At 56.0% G+C, this 21,771-nt stretch carries 18 protein-coding genes; 8 read left to right on the top strand and 10 right to left on the bottom strand.

Going from position 1 to position 21,771, the window contains the following annotated elements; translation table 11 throughout:
- Positions 1-115: 115 nt before the first annotated feature.
- The 6 genes from folK to thpR all read right to left on the bottom strand — a co-directional run bounded on the left by folK (position 116) and on the right by thpR (position 4,858).
- A complete protein-coding gene (gene folK, locus AC791_RS18645) occupies positions 116-595 on the bottom strand; it encodes a 2-amino-4-hydroxy-6-hydroxymethyldihydropteridine diphosphokinase (RefSeq protein ID WP_049841973.1) in 480 nt (159 codons plus the stop codon).
- The gene (pcnB, locus tag AC791_RS18650) at positions 592-1,989 is read right to left on the bottom strand and encodes a polynucleotide adenylyltransferase PcnB (protein WP_072094408.1); all 1,398 of its coding nucleotides are present in this window, start codon (positions 1,987-1,989) and stop codon (positions 592-594) included. Before pcnB ends, folK begins: the two co-directional genes overlap by 4 nt.
- A 44-nt stretch (positions 1,990-2,033) precedes the next feature.
- Positions 2,034-2,918 carry a tRNA glutamyl-Q(34) synthetase GluQRS gene (gluQRS, locus tag AC791_RS18655; protein ID WP_049841975.1) on the bottom strand — a complete coding sequence of 295 codons (885 nt, stop codon included), beginning with the start codon at positions 2,916-2,918 and terminating at the stop codon, positions 2,034-2,036.
- Between the two features lie 60 nt (positions 2,919-2,978).
- The gene (dksA, locus tag AC791_RS18660) at positions 2,979-3,434 is read right to left on the bottom strand and encodes an RNA polymerase-binding protein DksA (RefSeq protein ID WP_002463986.1); all 456 of its coding nucleotides are present in this window, start codon (positions 3,432-3,434) and stop codon (positions 2,979-2,981) included.
- Positions 3,435-3,610: 176 nt separating this feature from the next.
- A complete protein-coding gene (gene sfsA, locus AC791_RS18665; RefSeq protein ID WP_049841976.1) occupies positions 3,611-4,315 on the bottom strand; it encodes a DNA/RNA nuclease SfsA in 705 nt (234 codons plus the stop codon).
- 12 nt (positions 4,316-4,327) lie between these two features.
- Complete coding sequence (gene thpR / locus AC791_RS18670) at positions 4,328-4,858, bottom strand: RNA 2',3'-cyclic phosphodiesterase (RefSeq protein ID WP_049841977.1); 531 nt, start codon at positions 4,856-4,858, stop codon at positions 4,328-4,330.
- 73 nt (positions 4,859-4,931) lie between these two features.
- Here thpR and hrpB point away from each other — a divergent pair, with 73 nt between their 5' ends.
- From hrpB to fhuB, 6 genes are all read left to right on the top strand, one after another.
- Complete coding sequence (gene hrpB / locus AC791_RS18675; RefSeq protein ID WP_049841978.1) at positions 4,932-7,361, top strand: ATP-dependent helicase HrpB; 2,430 nt, start codon at positions 4,932-4,934, stop codon at positions 7,359-7,361.
- A gap of 128 nt (positions 7,362-7,489) precedes the next feature.
- The gene (gene mrcB / locus AC791_RS18680) at positions 7,490-10,048 is read left to right on the top strand and encodes a bifunctional glycosyl transferase/transpeptidase (protein ID WP_049841979.1); all 2,559 of its coding nucleotides are present in this window, start codon (positions 7,490-7,492) and stop codon (positions 10,046-10,048) included.
- Positions 10,049-10,272: 224 nt separating this feature from the next.
- On the top strand, positions 10,273-12,477 hold the full coding sequence (gene fhuA / locus AC791_RS18685; protein WP_049841980.1) for a ferrichrome porin FhuA: 2,205 nt from the start codon (positions 10,273-10,275) through the stop codon (positions 12,475-12,477).
- A 56-nt stretch (positions 12,478-12,533) separates the two neighbouring features.
- Positions 12,534-13,331 (top strand): Fe3+-hydroxamate ABC transporter ATP-binding protein FhuC, encoded by a 798-nt coding sequence (gene fhuC / locus AC791_RS18690; protein WP_049841981.1) that lies wholly within the window; start codon positions 12,534-12,536, stop codon positions 13,329-13,331.
- Entirely contained in the window at positions 13,331-14,221 is an 891-nt protein-coding gene (gene fhuD / locus AC791_RS18695) for a Fe(3+)-hydroxamate ABC transporter substrate-binding protein FhuD (RefSeq protein ID WP_049841982.1), read from the top strand. Before fhuC ends, fhuD begins: the two co-directional genes overlap by 1 nt.
- A complete protein-coding gene (gene fhuB, locus AC791_RS18700) occupies positions 14,218-16,200 on the top strand; it encodes a Fe(3+)-hydroxamate ABC transporter permease FhuB (protein WP_049841983.1) in 1,983 nt (660 codons plus the stop codon). Before fhuD ends, fhuB begins: the two co-directional genes overlap by 4 nt.
- A 125-nt stretch (positions 16,201-16,325) precedes the next feature.
- Here fhuB and hemL read toward each other — a convergent pair whose 3' ends face one another.
- Positions 16,326-17,606: a glutamate-1-semialdehyde 2,1-aminomutase gene (hemL, locus tag AC791_RS18705; RefSeq protein WP_049841984.1), complete on the bottom strand. Its 1,281-nt coding sequence runs from the start codon at positions 17,604-17,606 to the stop codon at positions 16,326-16,328.
- A 167-nt stretch (positions 17,607-17,773) separates the two neighbouring features.
- Between hemL and clcA the strand changes: the two genes are divergently transcribed.
- Together clcA and erpA are read left to right on the top strand one after the other, a co-directional pair.
- Complete coding sequence (clcA, locus tag AC791_RS18710) at positions 17,774-19,183, top strand: H(+)/Cl(-) exchange transporter ClcA (protein ID WP_049841985.1); 1,410 nt, start codon at positions 17,774-17,776, stop codon at positions 19,181-19,183.
- Between the two features lie 81 nt (positions 19,184-19,264).
- The gene (gene erpA, locus AC791_RS18715) at positions 19,265-19,609 is read left to right on the top strand and encodes an iron-sulfur cluster insertion protein ErpA (protein ID WP_049841986.1); all 345 of its coding nucleotides are present in this window, start codon (positions 19,265-19,267) and stop codon (positions 19,607-19,609) included.
- Positions 19,610-19,649: 40 nt separating this feature from the next.
- Here erpA and AC791_RS18720 read toward each other — a convergent pair whose 3' ends face one another.
- Genes AC791_RS18720 through mtnN form a run of 3 tightly spaced genes read right to left on the bottom strand, consistent with a single transcriptional unit; the run spans position 19,650 to position 21,752 of the window.
- The gene (locus AC791_RS18720) at positions 19,650-20,261 is read right to left on the bottom strand and encodes a TRIC cation channel family protein (protein WP_049841987.1); all 612 of its coding nucleotides are present in this window, start codon (positions 20,259-20,261) and stop codon (positions 19,650-19,652) included.
- A 2-nt stretch (positions 20,262-20,263) separates the two neighbouring features.
- Positions 20,264-21,061, bottom strand: coding sequence for a vitamin B12 ABC transporter substrate-binding protein BtuF (gene btuF, locus AC791_RS18725; protein ID WP_049841988.1), 798 nt, complete (start codon positions 21,059-21,061; stop codon positions 20,264-20,266).
- On the bottom strand, positions 21,054-21,752 hold the full coding sequence (mtnN, locus tag AC791_RS18730) for a 5'-methylthioadenosine/S-adenosylhomocysteine nucleosidase (RefSeq protein WP_049841989.1): 699 nt from the start codon (positions 21,750-21,752) through the stop codon (positions 21,054-21,056). The genes btuF and mtnN overlap by 8 nt, the downstream gene beginning before the upstream one ends.
- Between the last annotated feature and the right edge of the window lie 19 nt (positions 21,753-21,771).

Consider the following 21,771-nt stretch of genomic DNA (forward strand, 5'->3'; position numbering starts at 1 on the left):
GTCCTGAAAGTAAAGGCCATATTTAGCGGCATTCTAGCAGTCACATTCAGGGGAGCAATTATTTTAAGCAATACTATTGCCCTGAAGCAATAATCGCTAAAAAGACCAGGGGCATTTACCAGCGAGCAGGTTTTTCTGCGCCCAGAAGCGTGAGATGCTGTTGCAGACGATGACCATCGGCAAAAACCAGATCCGGCGCGATTTCAAACAGCGGCCACAGCATAAAGCCACGATTTTTCATATCGTAATGCGGTACCGTCAGGCGCGCGGTATTAATTATGCAGTCACCGAACAGCATAATATCAAGATCTAACGTGCGTGGCCCCCAGCGCTCAGCTTTACGGATACGCCCCTGCTGTAGCTCAATGCGCTGGGTATGACCGAGCAGCGTTTCAGGGGAGAGGGCGGTGTCGAGCGCCACGGCGGCGTTGAGGTAGTCGGGTTGATCCTGCGGACCTAACGGCGGGGTGCGGTAAAAAGAGGAGACGGCAACGATGCGGCTGTCAGGGATCTCGCCGATGGCCTTTACGGCAGCATTGACCTGCTCCAGCGGAGAGGCCAGATTGCTGCCGAGGGCAATATAGGCGAGGGTCATGCACTGCCTTCGCGACGCGGGGCGCGCTTACGCGGACGACGATGGCGACGGCGTGCTTCAGGCTCATCATCGAGGTTGTTGAGCATATCTTTTTGCGCGGGCGGCGCAGAGACCTGGAATTCGCCCCACCATTTCACCAGACGCTGCAATTCGGCGTTATTTTCGATCTCTGCGCGCAGGGCCAGGAGATCGTAAGAGGCGCGGAACTTGGGATGCTCAAGCAGTTTCCAGGCGCGTTTACCCTGGCGACGGGACATGCGCATTTGCAGCAGCCAGATGTCACGCGTCAGCGACGTAATGCGTTTCGGAATAGCCAGTGAACGGCACGCCTCATCCAGCACTTCATTCATTGCTAGCGCGAAAGCATCCTGCCACACCAGACCGCCTTCCTGTGCCAGCTTCTGTGCCATTTCAAGCAGCGGATACCAGAACATCGCGGCAAACAGGAATGCCGGGTTAACGCGCATATCATTCTGAATGCGGTTGTCGGTATTTTTGAGCACCTGCGCCAGAATCCGCTCCATCGGCGTATCACCGTTTTCGGTGAAATAGCGGGTGATGCTCGGGAACAGCGGCTGAAACAGACTGTATTTGCACAGCAGAACGTAGGTGTCGTAACCGTGGCCGGCCTGAAGCAACTTAAGCGATTCTTCAAACAGGCGCGCGGGCGGCACATCGTTCATTAACGAGGCCAGACGGGGGATAGGTTCAGCCGTCTCAGGGCTAATGGTCATACCAAGCTTGGCGGCAAAACGCACAGCGCGCAGCATGCGTACCGGATCTTCACGATAGCGTGTCTCAGGATCGCCAATCAGGCGGATAACGCCCTGCTCAAGATCCTGCATTCCGCCTACGTAATCGCGAACCGAAAAATCGGCCACGCTGTAATAAAGGCTGTTGATTGTAAAGTCACGGCGCTGGGCATCTTCTTCTATTGATCCAAAGATGTTGTCACGCAGCAGCATCCCGTTTTGTCCGCGCTGGGAGGTAGTGCGATCGGCCTGGGTATCTTCATGATGCCCGCGGAATGTGGCGACCTCGATAATTTCCGGGCCAAACATCACGTGAGCGAGGCGGAAGCGACGACCGACCAGACGACAGTTGCGAAACAGTTTACGCACCTGATCCGGCGTGGCATTGGTGGTCACGTCAAAATCTTTAGGTTTTTTGCCCAGCAGAAGGTCACGCACCCCGCCACCGACAAGATACGATTCATAACCCGCTTTATTCAGTCGGTAAAGTACCTTGAGGGCATTTTCGCTGATATCTTTGCGGGAAATAGCGTGCTGTTCACGCGGGATAACCGTCATATGTGGACGGGCGACGACCTGTTGGGTCTCGCTCTCCTCGCGGTTGAGCACCTTGCGGCAAAAATTAGCGACTCGGGTAAAAATAGTGCACCTCGGTTGTGTAACAAAAAATAGCGGCTAATCATAGCTCAGCGTAGCGCGTTTGAGAATGATGGATTTTCTGCCACGTGCGCAAGTGACCAGTTGTCACTCGCCTGACGAAGCAGTTGTTCCACGCTGAGATCCTGCCAGGCATGGATATCCGGCTGATGTAAAAAGCGCAATGCCTGGATAATTACCGGGCGCGGATCGCCTTCCGGTAACGCTGGCGCATGGTTTTGTTTAGAGAGCTTATCGCCATGCTCATTGCAGGCCAGCGGCAAATGAACATACTCAGGAACTGGCCAGTCAAACAGCTGGTATAGCGCAATTTGCCGTACCGTCGGTTCAATCAGATCGGCCCCGCGCACAATCTCTGTAATGCCCTGGAAACGATCGTCAACCACCACTGCCAGATTATAAGCAAACAGTCCGTCACGGCGATGAATAATGAAATCTTCCCGCGCCAGCCGTGGGTCCGCATGGATTTCGCCGCGCAGATTATCATAAAAAGAGATTACCGGATGCTGCTGACGCAGGCGCACCGCCGCATTTTTACCGGTTTGCTGGCGCTGGCGGCAGTGACCGTCATAAATCCCACCGACGCTCTGGACCCGCGCACGGGTACAGGTGCAGTAGTAGCTTAAATCCTGCTGTTGTAGCCATTCCAGCGCATGGCGATAAGCCTCATGACGACGAGATTGCCAGATAACCTCGCCATCCCAGTGCAAACCATAATGTTCCAGCTGACGCAAAATGGTATTCGCGGCACCGGGAACTTCACGGGGGGGATCAATATCTTCAATACGAACCCGCCAGATCCCCAGCCGGGCGCGCGCCTGTAAATAGCTGCCGAGTGCGGCTATTAGCGAGCCAAAATGCAGTTCACCGGAAGGCGAGGGGGCGAAGCGCCCAATATAGTGTGAGTCAGACATAGTACGAGGTGATGGATAGTGTTAAGGCGGGAGAGACTCCCGCCATAAATATCAGCGCTGTTAGCCAGCCATCTGTTTTTCGCGGATCTCAGCCAGCGTTTTGCAGTCAATGCAAAGATCGGCGGTAGGACGCGCTTCAAGACGACGAATACCAATTTCAACTCCGCAGGATTCGCAGAAACCGAAATCTTCGTCTTCCACCTTTTTAAGGGTTTTTTCGATCTTTTTAATCAGCTTGCGTTCACGATCGCGGTTACGCAGTTCGAGGCTGAATTCTTCTTCCTGCGCGGCACGGTCTACCGGGTCCGGGAAGTTTGCCGCTTCGTCCTGCATGTGGGTAACGGTGCGATCGACTTCGTCCCGAAGTTGATTACGCCATGCTTCAAGAATACGTCTGAAGTGCGCCAACTGGGCTTCATTCATATACTCTTCGCCCGGCTTCTCCTGGTACGGTTCCACCCCAGCGATGGCAAGAATACTCAGGGACGATGTTTTACGGTTTTGCCCTTCTTGCATGTTGCTTCTCCTTAACACGCACTATCGATCCCCTTAGTCGGGGGAAAATCAGGCCGCTATAAATAGCAGAAGCTTTTCCGGATAGCAATTATCTAAACGTCACTCTTGACAACCCTGTGAGGAAAAGCGTATTTACACGCGAGTCCAGAACATAATTTAACCATTCCCACAACTGACTATAATGTGACGGGGAGTGGTAATTGCAGCAACATATTATTAGCAGAAATCTCAGCTTTATAAGCGAGAATTTCTACGCCCTTGTTTTGTGCCTCAGTCAGCAAACGCGCATAGGTTGCATCAATGTGCCGCGCGGGTGAAAAAGAGGTAATAGCTGAATGAAGCACTGCAAACAGCATCACCGCCCGCTCGCCGCCCTTAGCGACACTCATCAACTCACGCAGATGCCGCTGGCCGCGCTCGGTTACCGCATCGGGAAAGTAGCCTTTGTTCTGCTCTGCCAGCGTAACCGACTTAACTTCAATATAGCAGTCGCAGCGATCTTCTGCCTGTAACATGAAATCTATTCGACTGCGCTCTGCGCCATATTTTACTTCACTTTTCAGAATATTATAGCCGCTGAGCGGTAACAGGCGCCCAGCCAGTATTGCCTCTTTGGTCAATACATTAGCCCGTAATGTATTGACACAAATAAATGCCCCCTCCCGGGTTTGAGTAATTTCCCAGGTATGCGGATATTTTCGTTTAGCATTTTCTGACGTTGAATACCAGATTGTATCTCCAGGCGTCGCACAACCGGTCATTGCGCCGGTATTGGGACAGTGTATTGTCAGGGCTACACCGTTGGGGGTGACGACATCAGCCAGAAAACGCTTATAGCGCCGGATCAGCGTGGCGGGCTGAAGTGGGGGAGAGAATTCCATCCAGATTCCTTGTCAGGGCTGTAGCGGCAGGCGCAGCAGCGGGGTGTATCGGGTGCGACCGCGAATAAATTGTGATTCATAGAGCACAAATTCAGTTACCGGAAACGACCAGCGAAAGCCAGGCGGCGGAATAGCCACCGCCTGGCTTGCCTCACGCAGCAGGGTGATATGCGGATGAAACGGCTGCGAGCTTTGCCAGCAGCCGCTGCGGGAAGCCTGCGCACGCAGCATATTTGCCAGCTGGAGAACTCCGCGCGGCGGCTGGCGCGTTCCCAGCCAGACTACACGCGAGCGTAGCCACTGGCCCGCATCATCCAGCGTCAGGGTAAATCCCGGCTGATGAATACGGGAAGCAAGCGAGGTCAGCGCATTTTGCTTTTGCGCGCTGACCTCGCCGAGGAAGGCGAGGGTCAAATGCAGATTGGCCGCTGCGACCGGACGCCCGGCGTCAGGAGAAAAGTGAGCCGCACGCCAGTGAATAATCTGCTGCTGGATCTCGTCCGGCAGCGGCAGGGCAAAAAACAGCCTTTTCGACTCAGACATCAGGGATACTCGGTTATGGTTTGTGGCGATGCTACAATGACCGCCGCTGAATGTTAACCCTCTGGAGCCATGCGTGTCGTCATTACCGGTTGCTGCCGTTCTTCCCGATCTCCTTTGTGCGCTAAAATCGGCGGCACACGTTCTGCTTAATGCGCCCACCGGGGCGGGAAAATCAACGTGGTTGCCGCTTCAGCTATTGCAGCACGGCGATATTAATGGCCGCATCTTGCTGCTGGAGCCGCGCCGTCTGGCGGCACGTAATGTCGCCCAGCGGCTCGCTGAACTGCTCAATGAGAAGCCGGGACAAACCGTCGGTTACCGGATGCGTTCAGAAAGCTGCGTCGGACCGGCGACCCGCCTTGAAGTGGTAACCGAGGGAATACTGACCCGCATGATCCAGCACGATCCCGAACTTAACGGCGTTGGGCTGGTGATCCTTGATGAGTTTCACGAACGCAGCGTGCAGGCTGATTTAGCCCTCGCCCTGCTGCTGGACGTTCAGCAGGGACTGCGTGACGATTTGAAATTATTGATCATGTCGGCGACGCTCGATAATGCGCGTCTTCAGGCATTGCTACCCGATGCGCCGGTAATTTCGTCGGCCGGGCGCGCATTTGCGGTTGCGCGTCGTTATCAGCCGTTGCCGACGCATCTGCGTTTTGCCGACGCGGTGGCGGTAGCCGTGGCGGAACTGCTGCGCGAGGAGAGCGGCTCGCTGCTGCTGTTCCTGCCCGGCGTCGGTGAGATCCAGCGCGTACGGGAACAGCTGGCAGAGCGCGTTGCTGGCGATGTGCTGCTCTGTCCGCTCTATGGTGCGCTGCCGCTGTCAGAGCAGCGTCAGGCCATCCTGCCCGCCGCGCAGGGAAAGCGCAAAGTGGTGCTGGCGACCAATATTGCGGAAACCAGTTTGACCATCGAAGGTATTCGCCTGGTAGTAGATTGTGCCCAGGAGCGCGTGGCCCGCTTTGATCCGCGTACCGGCCTGACGCGGCTGGTCACCCAGCGCATTAGCCAGGCCTCGATGACGCAGCGTGCAGGGCGAGCAGGGCGCCTGGAGCCGGGTATTTGCCTGCATCTTATCAGTAAAGAGCAGGCGGAGCGTGCGGCAGCCCAGGGAGAGGCAGAAATCCTGCACAGCGATCTTTCCGGCCTGCTAATGGATCTGTTGCAGTGGGGCTGTGCCGATATCCATCAGCTTACCTGGCTGGACACGCCGCCTGCAACCAACCTGGCGGCCGCCCGCAGACTGCTGGTGCAGCTTGGCGCGCTGGATAATGAACGCCTGACCGTTTCCGGTCAGCGGATGGCCGCGCTGGGTAACGATCCGCGCCTCGCTGCCATGCTGACGGTGGCCGGTAACGCTGATGAGGTGACCAGCGCAGCGATGCTGGCCGCGATCCTGGAAGAGCCGCCGCGCGGGGGGCCGGTCGATCTTAATCTTGCATTTTCTCGCCGCCAGCCTCACTGGCAACAACGTACTCAGCAATTATGCCAGCGGCTGGGCAGCAGAGGTGGTCAGCCCGACAGCGATGTGCTGGCGATACTGCTGGCTAGCGGTTTTGCCGATCGCATCGCCCGTCGACGTGGGCAGGAGGGACGTTATCAGCTGGCAAACGGGATGGGAGCCGTGCTGGACGTCGACGATCCTCTTAATCGCCATGAATGGCTGATAGCCCCGCTGCTTTTACAGGGCAGCACCTCGCCGGATGCACGTATTTTGCTGGCGCTGCCTCTGGATATCACTACATTTATCGCCGCCTGCCCGACGCGGGTACAGCAGTCGGACACGGTAGAGTGGGATGATGCGCAGGGAACGCTGAAAGCCCTGCGGCGCAGCCGGATTGGCGAGCTTACATTAAGCGTTCAACCGCTGGCGAAGCCGTCAGAGGCAGAATTGCATCAGGCGATGTTGAATGGCATCCGCGAAAAAGGACTTAATGTATTAAACTGGACGGCGCAGGCACAACAGCTGCGTTTGCGGTTACACTGCGCTGCCGCCTGGCTGCCGGAAGATAACTGGCCGAAAGTGGATGACGCGTCGCTGCTGGCAACGATGGAGATCTGGCTGTTGCCAGTCCTGTCAGGCATTCACTCCCTGCGGGCGCTAAAGACGCTGGATGTCGCGCAGGCATTGGGGCATTTACTGGACTGGTCATCCCGCCAGCGGCTGGATAGTCAGCTGCCGGAGCATTACACTGTGCCGACAGGCAGTCGGATCGCTATCCGCTATCATGAAGATAATCCTCCGGCGCTGGCGGTGCGGATGCAGGAGATGTTTGGCGAGGCCAGTACGCCAACGATTGCCGGGGGGCGCATTCCTTTGGTTCTTGAACTATTATCTCCCGCGCAGCGTCCGCTTCAAATCACACGTGATTTAAGCGCGTTCTGGCGGGGCGCGTACCGTGAGGTACAAAAAGAGATGAAAGGGCGTTACCCGAAACACGTCTGGCCTGACGATCCGGCGAATACGGCGCCGACCCGACGTGTAAAAAAGTATTCGTAGTTGCGCTAAATACCCGGTAAGGCCACGCTGCCATCCGGCAGCAATGACATTTGAGAGATTTCTTCTTTCTCCTGCGGGAGGAAGGACTGAGAATCAGGCATTACGCCTGAACGTAGCGGAGAAAAAGCATGGCGGGGAATGACCGCGAACCGATTGGACGTAAAGGAAAACCTGCGCGTCCGGCAAAACAAAAAGTGACTCGCCGTCAGCAGTATGACGATGATTATGACGATGAAGAAGATGATGTGCCGCCGCCGCGTAAAACGCGGAGTAAAGGCAATGGCGGTGGGCGCAAGCGTCGCGGCAAACGCGGCTGGTTGTGGCTGCTGCTGAAAATATTTATCGTCTTTGTTGTGCTGTTTGCTATTTACGGCGTCTATCTGGATCAAAAAATCCGTAGCCGTATTGATGGCAAGGTCTGGCAGTTGCCTGCGGCGGTGTATGGTCGCATGGTTAACCTTGAGCCGGATATGGCGATCAGTAAAAACGAAATGATCAAGCTGCTGACGGCAACCCAGTATCGCCAGGTGACCGCGATGACGCGCCCGGGCGAATTTACCGTGCAGGCGAAAAGCATCGAAATGATCCGCCGTCCGTTTGATTTCCCGGACAGCAAAGAGGGCCAGGTGCGTGCGCGTCTGACCTTTGACGGCGATCATCTGGAGAGCATCGAGAATATGGAGAGCCATCGTCAGTTTGGTTTCTTCCGCCTCGATCCGCGCCTGATCACGATGCTCTCCTCGCCTAACGGTGAGCAGCGCCTGTTCGTGCCGCGCAACGGCTTTCCGGACCTGCTGGTCGATACCTTACTGGCAACCGAAGACCGTCATTTTTATGAACATGATGGCGTGAGCCTGTATTCCATCGGGCGTGCTGTACTGGCCAACCTGACGGCCGGGCGAACGGTTCAGGGGGCAAGTACCCTGACCCAGCAGCTGGTGAAGAACCTGTTTCTCTCCAGCGAGCGCTCTTATGCCCGTAAAGCGAACGAAGCGTATATGGCGCTGCTGATGGACGCGCGTTACAGCAAGGACCGTATTCTTGAGTTGTACATGAACGAGGTCTATCTCGGTCAGAGTGGCGACAACGAGATCCGCGGCTTCCCGCTGGCGAGCCTGTACTACTTTGGCCGTCCGGTGGAAGAACTGAGTCTCGATCAGCAGGCTCTGCTGGTGGGTATGGTGAAGGGCGCGTCTATTTACAATCCGTGGCGCAATCCGAAACTGGCGCTGGAACGACGCAATCTGGTGCTGCGTCTGCTGCAACAGCAGCAGGTGATCGACCAGGAGCTGTACGACATGCTGAGCGCTCGTCCGCTGGGCGTCCAGCCGCGCGGTGGGGTGATTTCTCCGCAGCCGGCGTTTATGCAAATGGTCCGTCAGGAGCTGCAGGCGAAGCTGGGCGATAAAGTCAAAGATCTCTCCGGCGTGAAGATCTTTACGACCTTTGACTCCGTTGCTCAGGATGCGGCAGAAAAAGCGGCAACCGAAGGCATTCCGGTGCTGAAAAAACAGCGCAAACTTGCCGATCTGGAAACCGCAATGGTGGTGGTTGACCGTTTCAGCGGCGAAGTCCGGGCGATGGTCGGTGGTGCAGAGCCGCAGTTTGCCGGCTACAACCGCGCGATGCAGGCCCGCCGTTCGATTGGTTCACTGGCAAAACCGGCAACCTATTTAACCGCGTTAAGCCAGCCTAACCGCTTCCGTCTGAACACGTGGATTGCCGATGCGCCGCTTGCCCTTCGTCAGCCAAATGGCAAAGTGTGGTCGCCGCAAAACGACGATCATCAGTACAGCGCCAGCGGTCAGGTGATGCTGGTGGATGCGCTGACGCGCTCCATGAACGTCCCTACGGTAAATCTGGGGATGACCCTTGGCCTGCCGGCGGTAACGGACACCTGGAAAAAACTGGGCGTGCCGGAAGATCAGCTTCATCCGGTTCCGGCGATGCTACTGGGCGCGCTGAACCTGACGCCAATTGAAGTGGCGCAGGCATTCCAGACCATTGCCAGCGGCGGCAACCGGGCAACGCTTTCCGCTCTGCGTTCGGTGATTTCAGAAGATGGTAAGGTGCTTTATCAGAGCTTCCCGCAGGCCGAACGTGCGGTTCCGGCTCAGGCTGCCTACATGACCTTGTGGACAATGCAGCAGGTGGTACAGCGCGGAACGGGTCGTCAACTGGGGGCAAAATATCCTGGCCTGCATCTGGCAGGTAAAACCGGGACCACCAACAATAATGTGGATACCTGGTTTGCCGGAATTGACGGCCGTGAAGTAGTGATCACCTGGGTTGGTCGGGACAATAACCAGCCAACGAAGCTGTACGGTGCCAGCGGTGCGATGTCCATCTATCAGCGTTATCTGACTAACCAGTCGCCGATCCCGCTGGTAATGACGCCGCCGGAAGACGTGGTCGATATGGGCGTGGACGACAGCGGTAACTTACTGTGCAGCGGTGGATCGCGCGTGCTGCCGGTCTGGACCTCCGATCCGACGGCGCTGTGCCAGCAGAGCGAAATGTTGCAACAGCAGCAACAGCAGCAGGGTAACCCGTTCGATCAGTCGTCGCAGCAGCAACAACAGCAGCAGCAACAGCAACAACAGCAGCAGCAACAGCCGCCTCAGCAGGAGAAAAAAGAGAGCGATGGTGTTGCCGGCTGGATTAAGGATATGTTTGGCGGTAACTAACGTGTCATGAGTAGATGCCCCCGATGGTGCCGTCCATCGGGGGCTTTTTTATATCTGAAGGCCTTGTTGCTAAGCCACACTGCTTATCTGGTTATTTATTATCCCCTTAGTTTTTCCAGGGGCGCATATTGCTTGCTATGCGTTCAGCGTTTCGAATATTATGCTGCGGTCATAATAATAATTCTCGTTTACGTTATCATTCACTTTTTATCAGAGATATACCCATGGCGCGTCCTGAAACTGCTCAGCCAAACTCCTCACTGCGTGCACTCGCAGTTGTAGTAGCCACAGCGGTTAGCGGCATGTCTGTCTATGCACAGGCAGCGGTTGAACCGAAAGAAGAAACCCTCACCGTCACCGCAGCACCTGCCGCGCAGGAAAGCGCCTGGGGACCGGCACCGACCATCGCCGCAAAGCGATCGGCAACGGCCACCAAAACCGATACGCCGATTGAAAAAACACCGCAGTCTATTTCTGTTGTCACGCGTGAAGAGATAGAAATGAAGCAGCCGAATACGGTGAAGCAGGCGCTGGCTTACACGCCTGGCGTCTTTGCGACACGCGGTGCGTCCACAACGTATGATGTGGTTTCTATTCGTGGCTTCACCACGTCCACTACCGTGAATACCAACCAGTATCTGGATGGTATGAAACTACAGGGTGATAACTACTCTGAAGTGTCTATGGACCCATATTTCCTTGAACGTGTCGAACTGCTGCGCGGTCCAACGTCCGTTTTGTACGGTAAAAGCCATCCGGGCGGCGTGGTCAGCATGGTCAGCAAGCGTCCAACTACCGAGCCGCTGAAAGAAGTTCAGTTTAAAATGGGTACCGATAACCTGTGGCAAACCGGGTTTGATTTCAGCGATGCGATTGATGACGACGGCGTATGGTCATACCGCCTGACAGGACTGGGGCACAGTGAAAATGCGCAGCAGGAGAGGGTCAAATCCACCCGCTACGCGATTGCCCCTGCTTTTAGCTGGCGTCCGGACGATAAAACGGATTTCACTTTCCTGAGCAACTTCCAGAGCGATCCCGATGCGGGCTATTACGGTTGGCTGCCGCGGGAAGGGACCGTAACGTCTTATTATGATGCCAACGGACACGCGCACAAACTGCCGACCGATTTTAACGAAGGGGATGCGGATAACAAGATCTCCCGTCGCCAGAAAATGGTCGGTTACAGCTTCTCGCACCAGGTTGACGATACCTTTACCGTGCGTCAAAACCTGCGCTATACCAAAGTTAATACGCTCTATCGCTCTGTTTACGGCAACGGCTATATCGCCCCGGCGCAAATCAGCCGTGCCTACGTGCGCTCTGATGAAGATCTTAACGCGTTCACCGTTGATACGCAGCTGCAGTCTACATTTGCAACCGCCGCGGTCGATCATACTCTGTTAACGGGTGTTGATTACCTGCGCATGCGTAACGATATTGATGCTGACTACGGTAGCGCTGATCCTATCAGCATGACTAACCCGCAGCACGACAATGCGAATATCAACGTGAATTTCCCCTATGCCGTGCTAAATCGTCAGGAACAAACGGGCCTGTATGCCCAGGATCAGGCGGAATGGGATAAGTGGGTGCTTACTCTTGGCGGACGTTATGATTTTGCTAAAACGTCAACGTTGACCCGTTCCTCAGATACGACGGCTGAAATTAACGATCGGGCATTTACATGGCGTGGGGGTATTAACTATCTGTTTGATAATGGTATTACACCATACTTTAGCTACAGCGAATCATTTGAGCCGCTCTCGGGTGTCACCCAGGGCGGTCAGCCCTTTGATCCGTCACGCGGTAAGCAATATGAAGCGGGCGTAAAATACGTACCGAAAGATCGACCTGTTGTCGTCACGGCAGCGGTATTCCAGCTGACCAAAAACAACAATCTGACTGCCGATCCGGCGAACCCAACCAGTGGCTTTAGCGTGCAGGGGGGTGAAATTCGCTCGCGTGGTGTTGAACTGGAAGCGAAAGCGGCGGTATCGGCTAACGTCAACCTGACGGCGTCCTACACCTACACCGATGCAGAATACACGCACGATACCTGGTATGAAGGCCGTCGTCCGGCAGAGATTCCGCGTAATATGGCCTCACTGTGGGCAGATTATACTTTCCACGAAACGGCGCTGAGCGGTCTGACCGTCGGTGCAGGTACTCGCTATGTTGGCAATACCGTTTCTTACTATTCAGCCGCATCGCCAAAGGCTTACCAGTCATTCAACGTTGCGGATTATGCCATCGCAGATGCGACGGTAAAATATGACCTGGCACGCTTTGGAATGCCGGGTTCTTCAGTCGGCGTCAACGTGAATAACATCTTTGACCGCGAATACGTCTCCAGCTGTTATAGCGAATATGCATGCTATTGGGGGGCAGAGCGTCAGGTGGTTGCCACCGCGACTTTCCGTTTCTAATTCTCCTTTAAGGGCACGTTGCGGCGTGCCCTTTTTTATCTGTCAAGTTGGCTAACATGCAGGAAAAAATCTCCCAACCCGATACCACATTCTCACTGTCTGACGTGACGTTCCGCGTGCCGGGACGGACGTTGCTGCACCCACTTTCGCTGACCTTTCCGGCCGGAAAAGTGACCGGGCTTATTGGGCATAATGGATCCGGTAAATCCACGCTGCTTAAAATGCTCGGACGCCATCAGCCGCCTTCAGACGGAGATATTCTGCTTGATGGCCAGCCGTTAATGAGCTGGAACAGCAAGGCATTTGCCCGCAAAGTGGCCTATTTGCCGCAGCAGTTGCCGCAGGCAGAAGGGATGACAGTACGTGAACTGGTGGCTATCGGGCGCTATCCGTGGCACGGGGCGCTGGGACGATTTGGCATTGCCGATCGGCAGAAAGTCGATGACGCCATCGCGCTGGTAGGATTAAAACCGCTGGCCCACCGCCTGGTGGATAGCCTCTCCGGCGGTGAGCGCCAGCGGGCGTGGATTGCCATGCTGGTGGCGCAGGATAGCCGCTGCCTGCTTCTTGATGAACCGACCTCGGCGCTGGATATTGCGCACCAGGTCGACGTGCTGGCCCTGGTACATCGTCTTAGCCAGCAGCGCGGGCTAACGGTCATTGCCGTGCTGCACGATATCAATATGGCGGCCCGCTACTGTGATTATCTGGTAGCGCTGCGCGGCGGCGAAATGATTTCTCAGGGGACGCCGGAAGCATTGATGCGGGCTGACACGCTGGAGCAAATTTACGGTATTCCAATGGGGATTCTGCCGCATCCAGCGGGGGCAGCTCCGGTGAGCTTTGTTTACTGATGACGATGTTAACTTCAATGACGCGTCGGCGCTTGCTGACGGCGATGGCGCTCTCACCGCTCATGTGGCACATGAATACGGCCCGGGCGAGCGGTGTCGATCCGCACCGTATTGTGGCGCTGGAGTGGCTGCCGGTCGAGCTTTTGCTGGCGCTGGGCGTGATGCCTTACGGCGTCGCCGACGTGCAAAATTACAATCTGTGGGTTAACGATCCCTCCCTCCCGGAATCGGTGATTGATGTGGGGCTGCGTACTGAACCGAACCTTGAACTGCTGGCGCAAATGAAACCGTCGTTCCTGGTCTGGTCGGCAGGCTACGGTCCTTCGGATACGCAGCTGGCAAAAATCGCACCGGGGCGCGGATTTACCTTTAGCGACGGTAAAAAACCGCTGGCGAAAGCGCGCGGTTCGCTGATGGAAATGGCTGAGCTTATTGGTCGTCAAAAAGAAGCCACGCAACATCTGGCCGACTTTGACAGTTTTATTGATTCCTTGATCCCCCGTTTTGCCGGGCGCGGCGACCGTCCGCTCCTGATGATCACGGTGATGGATGTACGGCATGTACTGGTGTTTGGGCAAAACTGTCTGTTTCAGGAAGTGCTCGATCGCTACGGTATTAAAAATGCCTGGCATGGCGAATCGACTTTCTGGGGCAGTACGCCGATTGGCGTCGATCGCCTGGCCGCTTTTAAAGATGTGGATGTATTATGCTTCGATCACGGTAACGACGTGGAAATGCGCCAGCTGGCCGCCACGCCGCTGTGGCAATCCATGCCGTTTGTCCGCAGCGGTCGTTTTCAGCGCGTTCCGGCCGTCTGGTTTTACGGTGCCACGCTCTCTGCGATGCACTTCGCCCGCGTGCTGGACAGTGCGCTGGGAGGGAAAGCATGAAACCTAAAATCGCCCCCTTACCGGCGGGACTGCTGCTATTACTGTTTATTATTTCCCTCGCGCTGACCGGATTTAATCTCACCCAGGCTCTGCCACGTGCGCAGTGGCATGAGGCACTGTGGACGCCCAACATTGATGTCGTGGAGCAGATGTTATTCCACTACAGCCTGTTGCCGCGTCTGGCGATATCTCTGCTGGTCGGCGCCGGTCTTGGACTGGTCGGGGTTTTGTTCCAGCAGGTACTGCGTAATCCTCTGGCAGAACCCACCACGCTTGGCGTAGCAACCGGCGCACAACTGGGCATGACCATTATTGCGCTATGGGCTATTCCTGGCGTAATGGTCTCCCAATTTGCTGCTCTGGCGGGAGCCTGCATTGTGGGCGCGCTGGTGTTTGGCGTCGCATGGGGTAAACGGCTCTCGCCGGTAACGCTGATCCTCGCGGGGCTGGTGGTCAGTCTCTACTGCGGCGCAATTAATCAGCTTCTGGTCCTTTTCCATCACGACCAGCTACAGAGTATGTTCCTGTGGAGTACCGGTACGCTGACCCAGACCGACTGGAGCATTGTTCAGCGGCTGTGGCCGCAGCTGCTCGGCGGCGTCATGCTGACCGTGCTGTTACTGCGTCCGTTAACCCTGATGGGGCTGGACGATGGCGTGGCGCGTAATCTTGGTCTGGCACTGTCGCTGGCGCGGCTGGCGGCGCTAACGCTGGCTATCGTCATCAGCGCATTGCTGGTTAACGCGGTGGGCATCATCGGTTTTATCGGCCTGTTTGCGCCGCTGCTGGCGAAAATGCTGGGCGCGCGTCGGCTTCTTTCCCGCCTTCTGCTGGCCCCGTTGATTGGGGCACTGATCCTCTGGCTTTCCGACCAGGTGGTTATCTGGCTGACGCAGGTCTGGATGGAAGTCTCAACCGGATCGGTGACCGCGCTTATCGGTGCGCCGTTGCTGCTATGGTTGCTGCCGCGCCTGCGCAGTATGAGCGCGCCGGCCATGAACGCCGGAGACACTGTTGCCATTGAGCGCCAGCATGTGATGCGCTATGTGGGGATCGGGCTTATCGTTCTGCTGCTGGCGGTGTTTGCCGCACTTGCTTTTGGGCGCGATGCGCAGGGCTGGCAGTGGGCCAGCGGCGATATGCTGCGTGAATTAATGCCGTGGCGCTGGCCGCGCATTCTGGTGGCGTTGTTCGCCGGGATCTTACTGGCGGTCGCGGGCTGTATTATTCAGCGGCTGACCGGTAACCCGATGGCCAGCCCGGAAGTGCTGGGGATCAGCTCCGGTGCGGCATTCGGTATTGTATTAATGCTGTTTCTGGTGCCCGGCAATGCCTTCGGCTGGCTGCTGCCGGCCGGCAGCCTCGGCGCGGCCGGTACGCTGCTGATCATTATGCTTGCTGCCGGACGCGGCGGTTTCTCCCCGCATCGCATGCTGCTGGCCGGGATGGCGCTCAGTACCGCGTTTACGATGTTGCTGATGATGCTGCAAGCCAGCGGCGATCCGCGCATGGCGCAGATCCTGACGTGGATCTCCGGCTCCACCTACAGCGCTACCGGGCTTCAGGCGGTGCAAACCTTTGCGATCATGATTATTCTGCTGGCGCTGGTGCCGCTGTGCAGCCGCTGGCTGACCATCCTGCCGCTGGGCGGCGATACAGCCCGCTCGGTAGGTGTGGCATTAACCCCGTCGCGCATCGCCTTGCTGCTGCTCGCCTCGGCGCTAACTGCTACTGCCACCCTGACCATCGGGCCGCTAAGCTTTATTGGTCTGATGGCACCGCATATTGCCCGGATGATGGGATTCCGCCGCACTATTCCGCATATTGTTATCTCGGCGCTGGTTGGTGGTTTGATTCTGGTGTTTGCCGACTGGTGCGGCAGAATGGTGATGTTTCCGTTTCAGATCCCGGCAGGACTGCTTTCAACGTTTATCGGCGCGCCGTATTTTGTCTATTTATTGAGAAAGCAAAGCCGGTAGCGGGTGAGTCCGGCAGGCGTTGTTTCCCCCTCACCCCATCCTCAGGGAGAGGGTGAGGTGAGGGGGAAACGTCCTGATATGCACTCTTGGTTATGCCCCTTTACACAACCCTCAGGGCCAGACACTCACAGTTTCGCAAACACCCGTCGCGCAGCGTCAATAGTGTTATTAATATCGTCTTCACTGTGTGCCACGGACATAAAGCCGGCTTCAAACGCAGAGGGTGCCAGGTAAACGCCTTCTTCCAGCATCAGGTGGAAGAATCGCTTAAAGCGCTCAACGTCGCAAGTGACAACATCCTGGTAGCAGGTCACCGCTGCTGCCTCAGTAAAGAAAATCCCGAACATTCCGCCTACATGATTCACCACCAGCGGAATACCCGTATCCTGCGCAGCCTCCAGCAATCCATTAGCCAGTTTCGTCGTTAACGCATCCAGCGTTTCATGAATACCCGGCTGGGCAACTTCAGTCAGACAGGCGAAACCTGCCGCCATCGCAATAGGGTTGCCGGAAAGCGTGCCGGCCTGATAGACCGGGCCGGTCGGGGCCAGCGCTTCCATCACCTCGCGACGTCCGCCAAACGCACCGACCGGCATCCCGCCACCGATGATTTTACCCAGACACGTCAGATCGGGAACCACATTGTAATAAGCCTGTGCGCCAGCCAGCGCGACGCGGAAGCCGGTCATCACTTCATCAATAATCAACAGTGCGCCAAATTCATCGCACAATGAACGCAGGCCCGGCAGAAACTCCGCCAGCGGTGGCACGCAGTTCATATTGCCTGCTACCGGCTCGACAATAATGCAGGCGATATCCTGCGGATATTGTTCGAATGCCTCGCGCACCGAGCTAAGATCGTTATACGTGCAGGTCAGCGTGTGCTTCGCGAAATCAGCCGGCACACCGGGGGAATTAGGCTGGCCGAGCGTTAACGCGCCGGAACCCGCTTTTACCAGCAGGCAGTCTGCATGACCGTGATAGCAGCCTTCAAATTTGATAATTTTGTCCCGGCCGGTAAAGCCTCGCGCCAGGCGAATCGCGCTCATTGTGGCTTCGGTGCCAGAGTTTACCATCCGTACCATGTCCATCGTGGGGACCAGTTCGGTGACCAGCTCGGCCATTTTTACTTCCATGCCGGTCGGCGCGCCAAAACTCAATCCACGCTGGGTAGCGTCGATGACGGCATTACGGATTGCCGGATGATTGTGCCCCAGCACCATCGGCCCCCAGGAGCCAACATAGTCAATATAGGCTTTGCCATCGACATCATACAGCCAGGCACCGTCGGCGCGCTCAATGAACAGCGGCGTGCCGCCGACGCCGGTAAAGGCGCGAACAGGAGAATTGACGCCGCCGGGGATCACCCGGCGTGCAGCGCTGTAAAGGTTTTCAGAATTGCTCATGGCATAGTTCCCGGTTTATCGAAAAGTTAATCAACTCTATTCTAAAGTATTCCAGAAAGGTTACGAAAGTTTTGCCCAATTGAAACAACACGTTTTAAGAGGGATTTTTAGTCAATGCATGGGTACAATGCGGTTCCGGAATTGGTCTTACCCTGAAATGATTAATCATGAACGTTGAAAACACCTCCCTGAAAAACCAGCGCATTGGCCGTTTAAGACGCGGTGAACAAATCCGTCAGCTATTACGACGCGACAAAACACCCCTTGCCGTTTTGTTGCTGGCGGCCCTGGTTGGTATCCTTGCAGGCCTGGCGGCCGTCGCTTTTGAAAGGGCCGTTAATGGCATGCAGGCGATGCGACTGAGCCTGCTTGCCGAAACGGCCAGCGACAGCGTCTGGCGCTGGCCACTGGCGTTTATGTTATCCGCATTGCTCGCCATGGTCGGCTATTTTCTGGTGCGGCGCTATGCCCCGGAGGCCGGCGGTTCAGGCATTCCTGAAATCGAAGGCGCGCTGGAAGAGCTGCGCCCTGTACGCTGGTGGCGGGTATTGCCGGCCAAATTTATTGGCGGGATAGGCACCCTCGGAGCCGGAATGGTGCTGGGTCGTGAAGGCCCAACGGTGCAAATTGGCGGTAACATTGGCCGCATGGTACTGGATATTTCCCGGCTGCGCAGCGGTGAAGCGCGTCATACGCTGCTGGCAACCGGGGCGGCGGCAGGGCTGTCGGCTGCCTTTAATGCACCGCTGGCGGGGATTTTGTTTATTCTCGAAGAAATGCGCCCTCAGTTTCGCTATAGCCTGATTTCCATTAAGGCAGTATTTACCGGGGTCATTATGTCGAGCATCGTCTTTCGCCTGTTTAACGGCCAGGGGTCGGTGATCGACGTGGGTAAACTGAGTGATGCGCCGGTCAACACGCTGTGGCTGTATCTGGTGCTGGGTATGATCTTTGGTCTGGTTGGCCCGCTGTTCAACATGCTGGTATTACGCACCCAGGATCTTTTTGCCCGTATTCACGGCGGCAATATTAAAAAGTGGGTATTGCTGGGCGGGTTGATCGGCGGAATGTGCGGCGTGATGGGCCTGGTCGATCCTGAAGCGACGGGCGGCGGTTTTTCACTGATCCCACTGGCGCTGGCAGGGCATTATACCCTCGGCGTGCTGCTGGTCATTTTCATCACCCGCGTGGTGACCACACTACTGTGCTTTTGTTCCGGCGCGCCGGGCGGAATTTTTGCCCCAATGCTGGCGCTGGGTACGCTGCTGGGGACGGCATTTGGCATGGCCGCTGCCGGTATTTTTCCCGCCTATCATCTTGATGCCGGAACGTTCGCTATCGCCGGGATGGGGGCGCTGCTGGCGGGATCGGTACGTGCACCATTAACGGGAACGATACTGGTACTGGAGATGACAGACAACTATCAGCTCATTTTGCCAATGATTATTACCTGCCTTGGCGCAACACTATTAGCCCAGTTTGTCGGTGGAAAACCGCTATACTCCACCATCCTTGCCCGAACGCTGGCAAAGCAGGAAGCAGAACAGTCCGTGCGGCCGACAGGCGAGAATACTTGAACGAATTACCAGGGTATTAGATAATGCCAAACATGGTTGGGTCAATATTTACCCAATTACCAATGTCGTTGGGAGTAAAAAATGAGTGATGACGTAGCGCTGCCCCTGCAATTTACCGATGCAGCCGCCAGCAAAGTAAAAAACCTGATTGCTGATGAAGATAACCCGAATTTGAAACTGCGCGTCTATATCACCGGTGGTGGTTGCAGCGGCTTCCAGTATGGCTTCACCTTTGACGATCAGGTCAACGATGGCGATATGACCATTGAAAAACAGGGTGTTGGTCTGGTCGTCGATCCGATGAGCTTACAGTATCTGGTCGGTGGTGCGGTTGATTACACTGAAGGGCTGGAAGGCTCTCGCTTTATCGTTACCAACCCGAACGCCAAAAGCACCTGCGGGTGCGGATCGTCGTTCAGCGTATGATCCTGACCTGCCCGGAAGCATTTTCGGGCAGCGTAATCGGTTAATCCAGTGCAAACGTGGGCAGTTTCAAATGCCAGCGGATCGCCGCCAGGCGAATCACCAGCGTAACCACCATTCCCATCATACTGGCACTTTCCAGCGGCACGGCAAAGCTATAAAACGCGGTTGCATGGACAATACCGCCCGCAATACAGGCTGTAGCGTAAATTTCGGTGCGTAAAATCATCGGGATTTCCCGTGCCAGGACGTCACGGATAATTCCGCCGCCAACGCCGGTAAGCACGCCCATGCACACTGCTACCAGCGGGCCGGTTTCTGCCAGAAACGCTTTGTTCACCCCTATACCGACGAAAACGGCCAGGCCGACGGCATCTAATACCGGCAGTATCCATTTGGGCAGGCGACGCGGCTGGCGAACCAGCAGAATGGTCAACATGCTGGTGACCATCGCCACCACCAGGTCGGTGGGATCTCTTACCCAAAATACCGGACCGTGCGCCAGTGCCATATCCCGGATAGTCCCGCCGCCGACGGCGGTGACGACCCCCAGCACCAGCACGCCAAACGGGTCCATACGTAATTTTCCTGCCAGCAGGACGCCAGAGATGGCGAACACGGCTGTACCTATAATATCAAGCCAGTAGACCAGCATGCTTAATTTACCTGTGAGAGCGCATCGCAGAGTTGTTTTGCGGCGAGGATGATACGCGGGCCTGGGCGCTCAAACCAGTCACCGTTAAGAGAAATAATCGGGATATTGAGCTGTTTTTGCCAGAACTGAGTTATTTTCGGAATTTCGCCCGCGTTCGCGGCGACAACAATGGCCTGTGGCTGGCGCATCAGCACCTGCTCACGACTGACCTGCGGCCACGGCACGCGGCTGTCGGCGAAAATATTTTCGCCACCGCAGGTTTCCAGAATCTGATTTTGTATAGATGCGTTATTACTGGTAAATAAAGGCGTCATGCCGAATTGCATGAATACGCGCTTTTTAGCGTGGCCGGCGTAACGAGATTTAAGTGCCTGATAGTCATTCAGCAGTGCCTGCGCGCCCTGTTGTGCTTTTTCAGGTACAGGACTCCAGTCCGCCAGCTGGCGTAATGCCCCGGCGATTTGTTCAATGGAGTTACTGTCAATCCACATGACATGAATACCGAGCGCGGAGAGTTGATTCACCTGACGTTCAGGATTGCCGCCGCGCCAGGCCAGAACGATATCGGGTTTAAGGGCAACAATCCGTTCAATATTCATTCCCTGCCAGCTGGCTACGTTTTCGATTTCAGCGGCCTGCGGAGGATAATCAGAGTAGCTACTAACGCCTGTCGGAACGATCCCGGCAGCAAAGGCCAGTTCGGTATTGGCAGGCGAGAGCGAAATAACCCTCGGCGCAGCGAGCAGCCATGCCGGGATCAGCAGCAGAAGGACGGCTGCTTTGCGTAAAAAATTAGCCACGCGCCAGCTTCTGCACCAGCGTTTCGACCATCAGCGTGGACTGTTTAGCCGCCACCACCAGGAACTCATCAAAACTCAAATGAGATTGCTGATCGGCCACGTCTGAGATTGCCCGCACGACCACAAACGGCGTGTTGAAGTTATGACAAACGTGAGCAACCGCCGTCGCTTCCATCTCAACACCTACCGCCTGCGGGAACTGATGACGAATTTTCGCCAGCGGTACTGAACCATTAATAAAGGCATCACCGCTGACGATAAGCCCGCGAACCGCGTTCAGATTCAATTCGCTAATGCACGCTTCAGCAGCCTCAATCAGCGTCCGATCGGCCTGGAATGCTGCCGGACAGCCCGCCATCTGACCGTATTCATAGCCAAAGGCAGTGACGTCAGCATCGTGGTAGCGCACTTCATCGGACACCACGATATCACCCACGCGAAGTGTTGATGCCAGACCGCCCGCAGAACCGGTATTAATAATGACATCAGGTTTGCAATGTTCCAGCAACAGCGTGGTTCCCAGCGCCGCAGCAACCTTGCCGATCCCGGATTTCAGCAGTGCAACCTCGGTGCCGTGGAGTTTACCGGTGTAAATTTCGCATCCGCCTGAGGTCAACGTCTGGCGATCCTCGATTTTGTCACGCAGTAGCGTAACTTCTTCTTCCATTGCACCAATAATGCCGATTTTCATTGATTTACTCGCGATGTGT

Source organism: Klebsiella sp. RIT-PI-d, assembly GCF_001187865.1.
Lineage (GTDB): Bacteria > Pseudomonadota > Gammaproteobacteria > Enterobacterales > Enterobacteriaceae > Superficieibacter.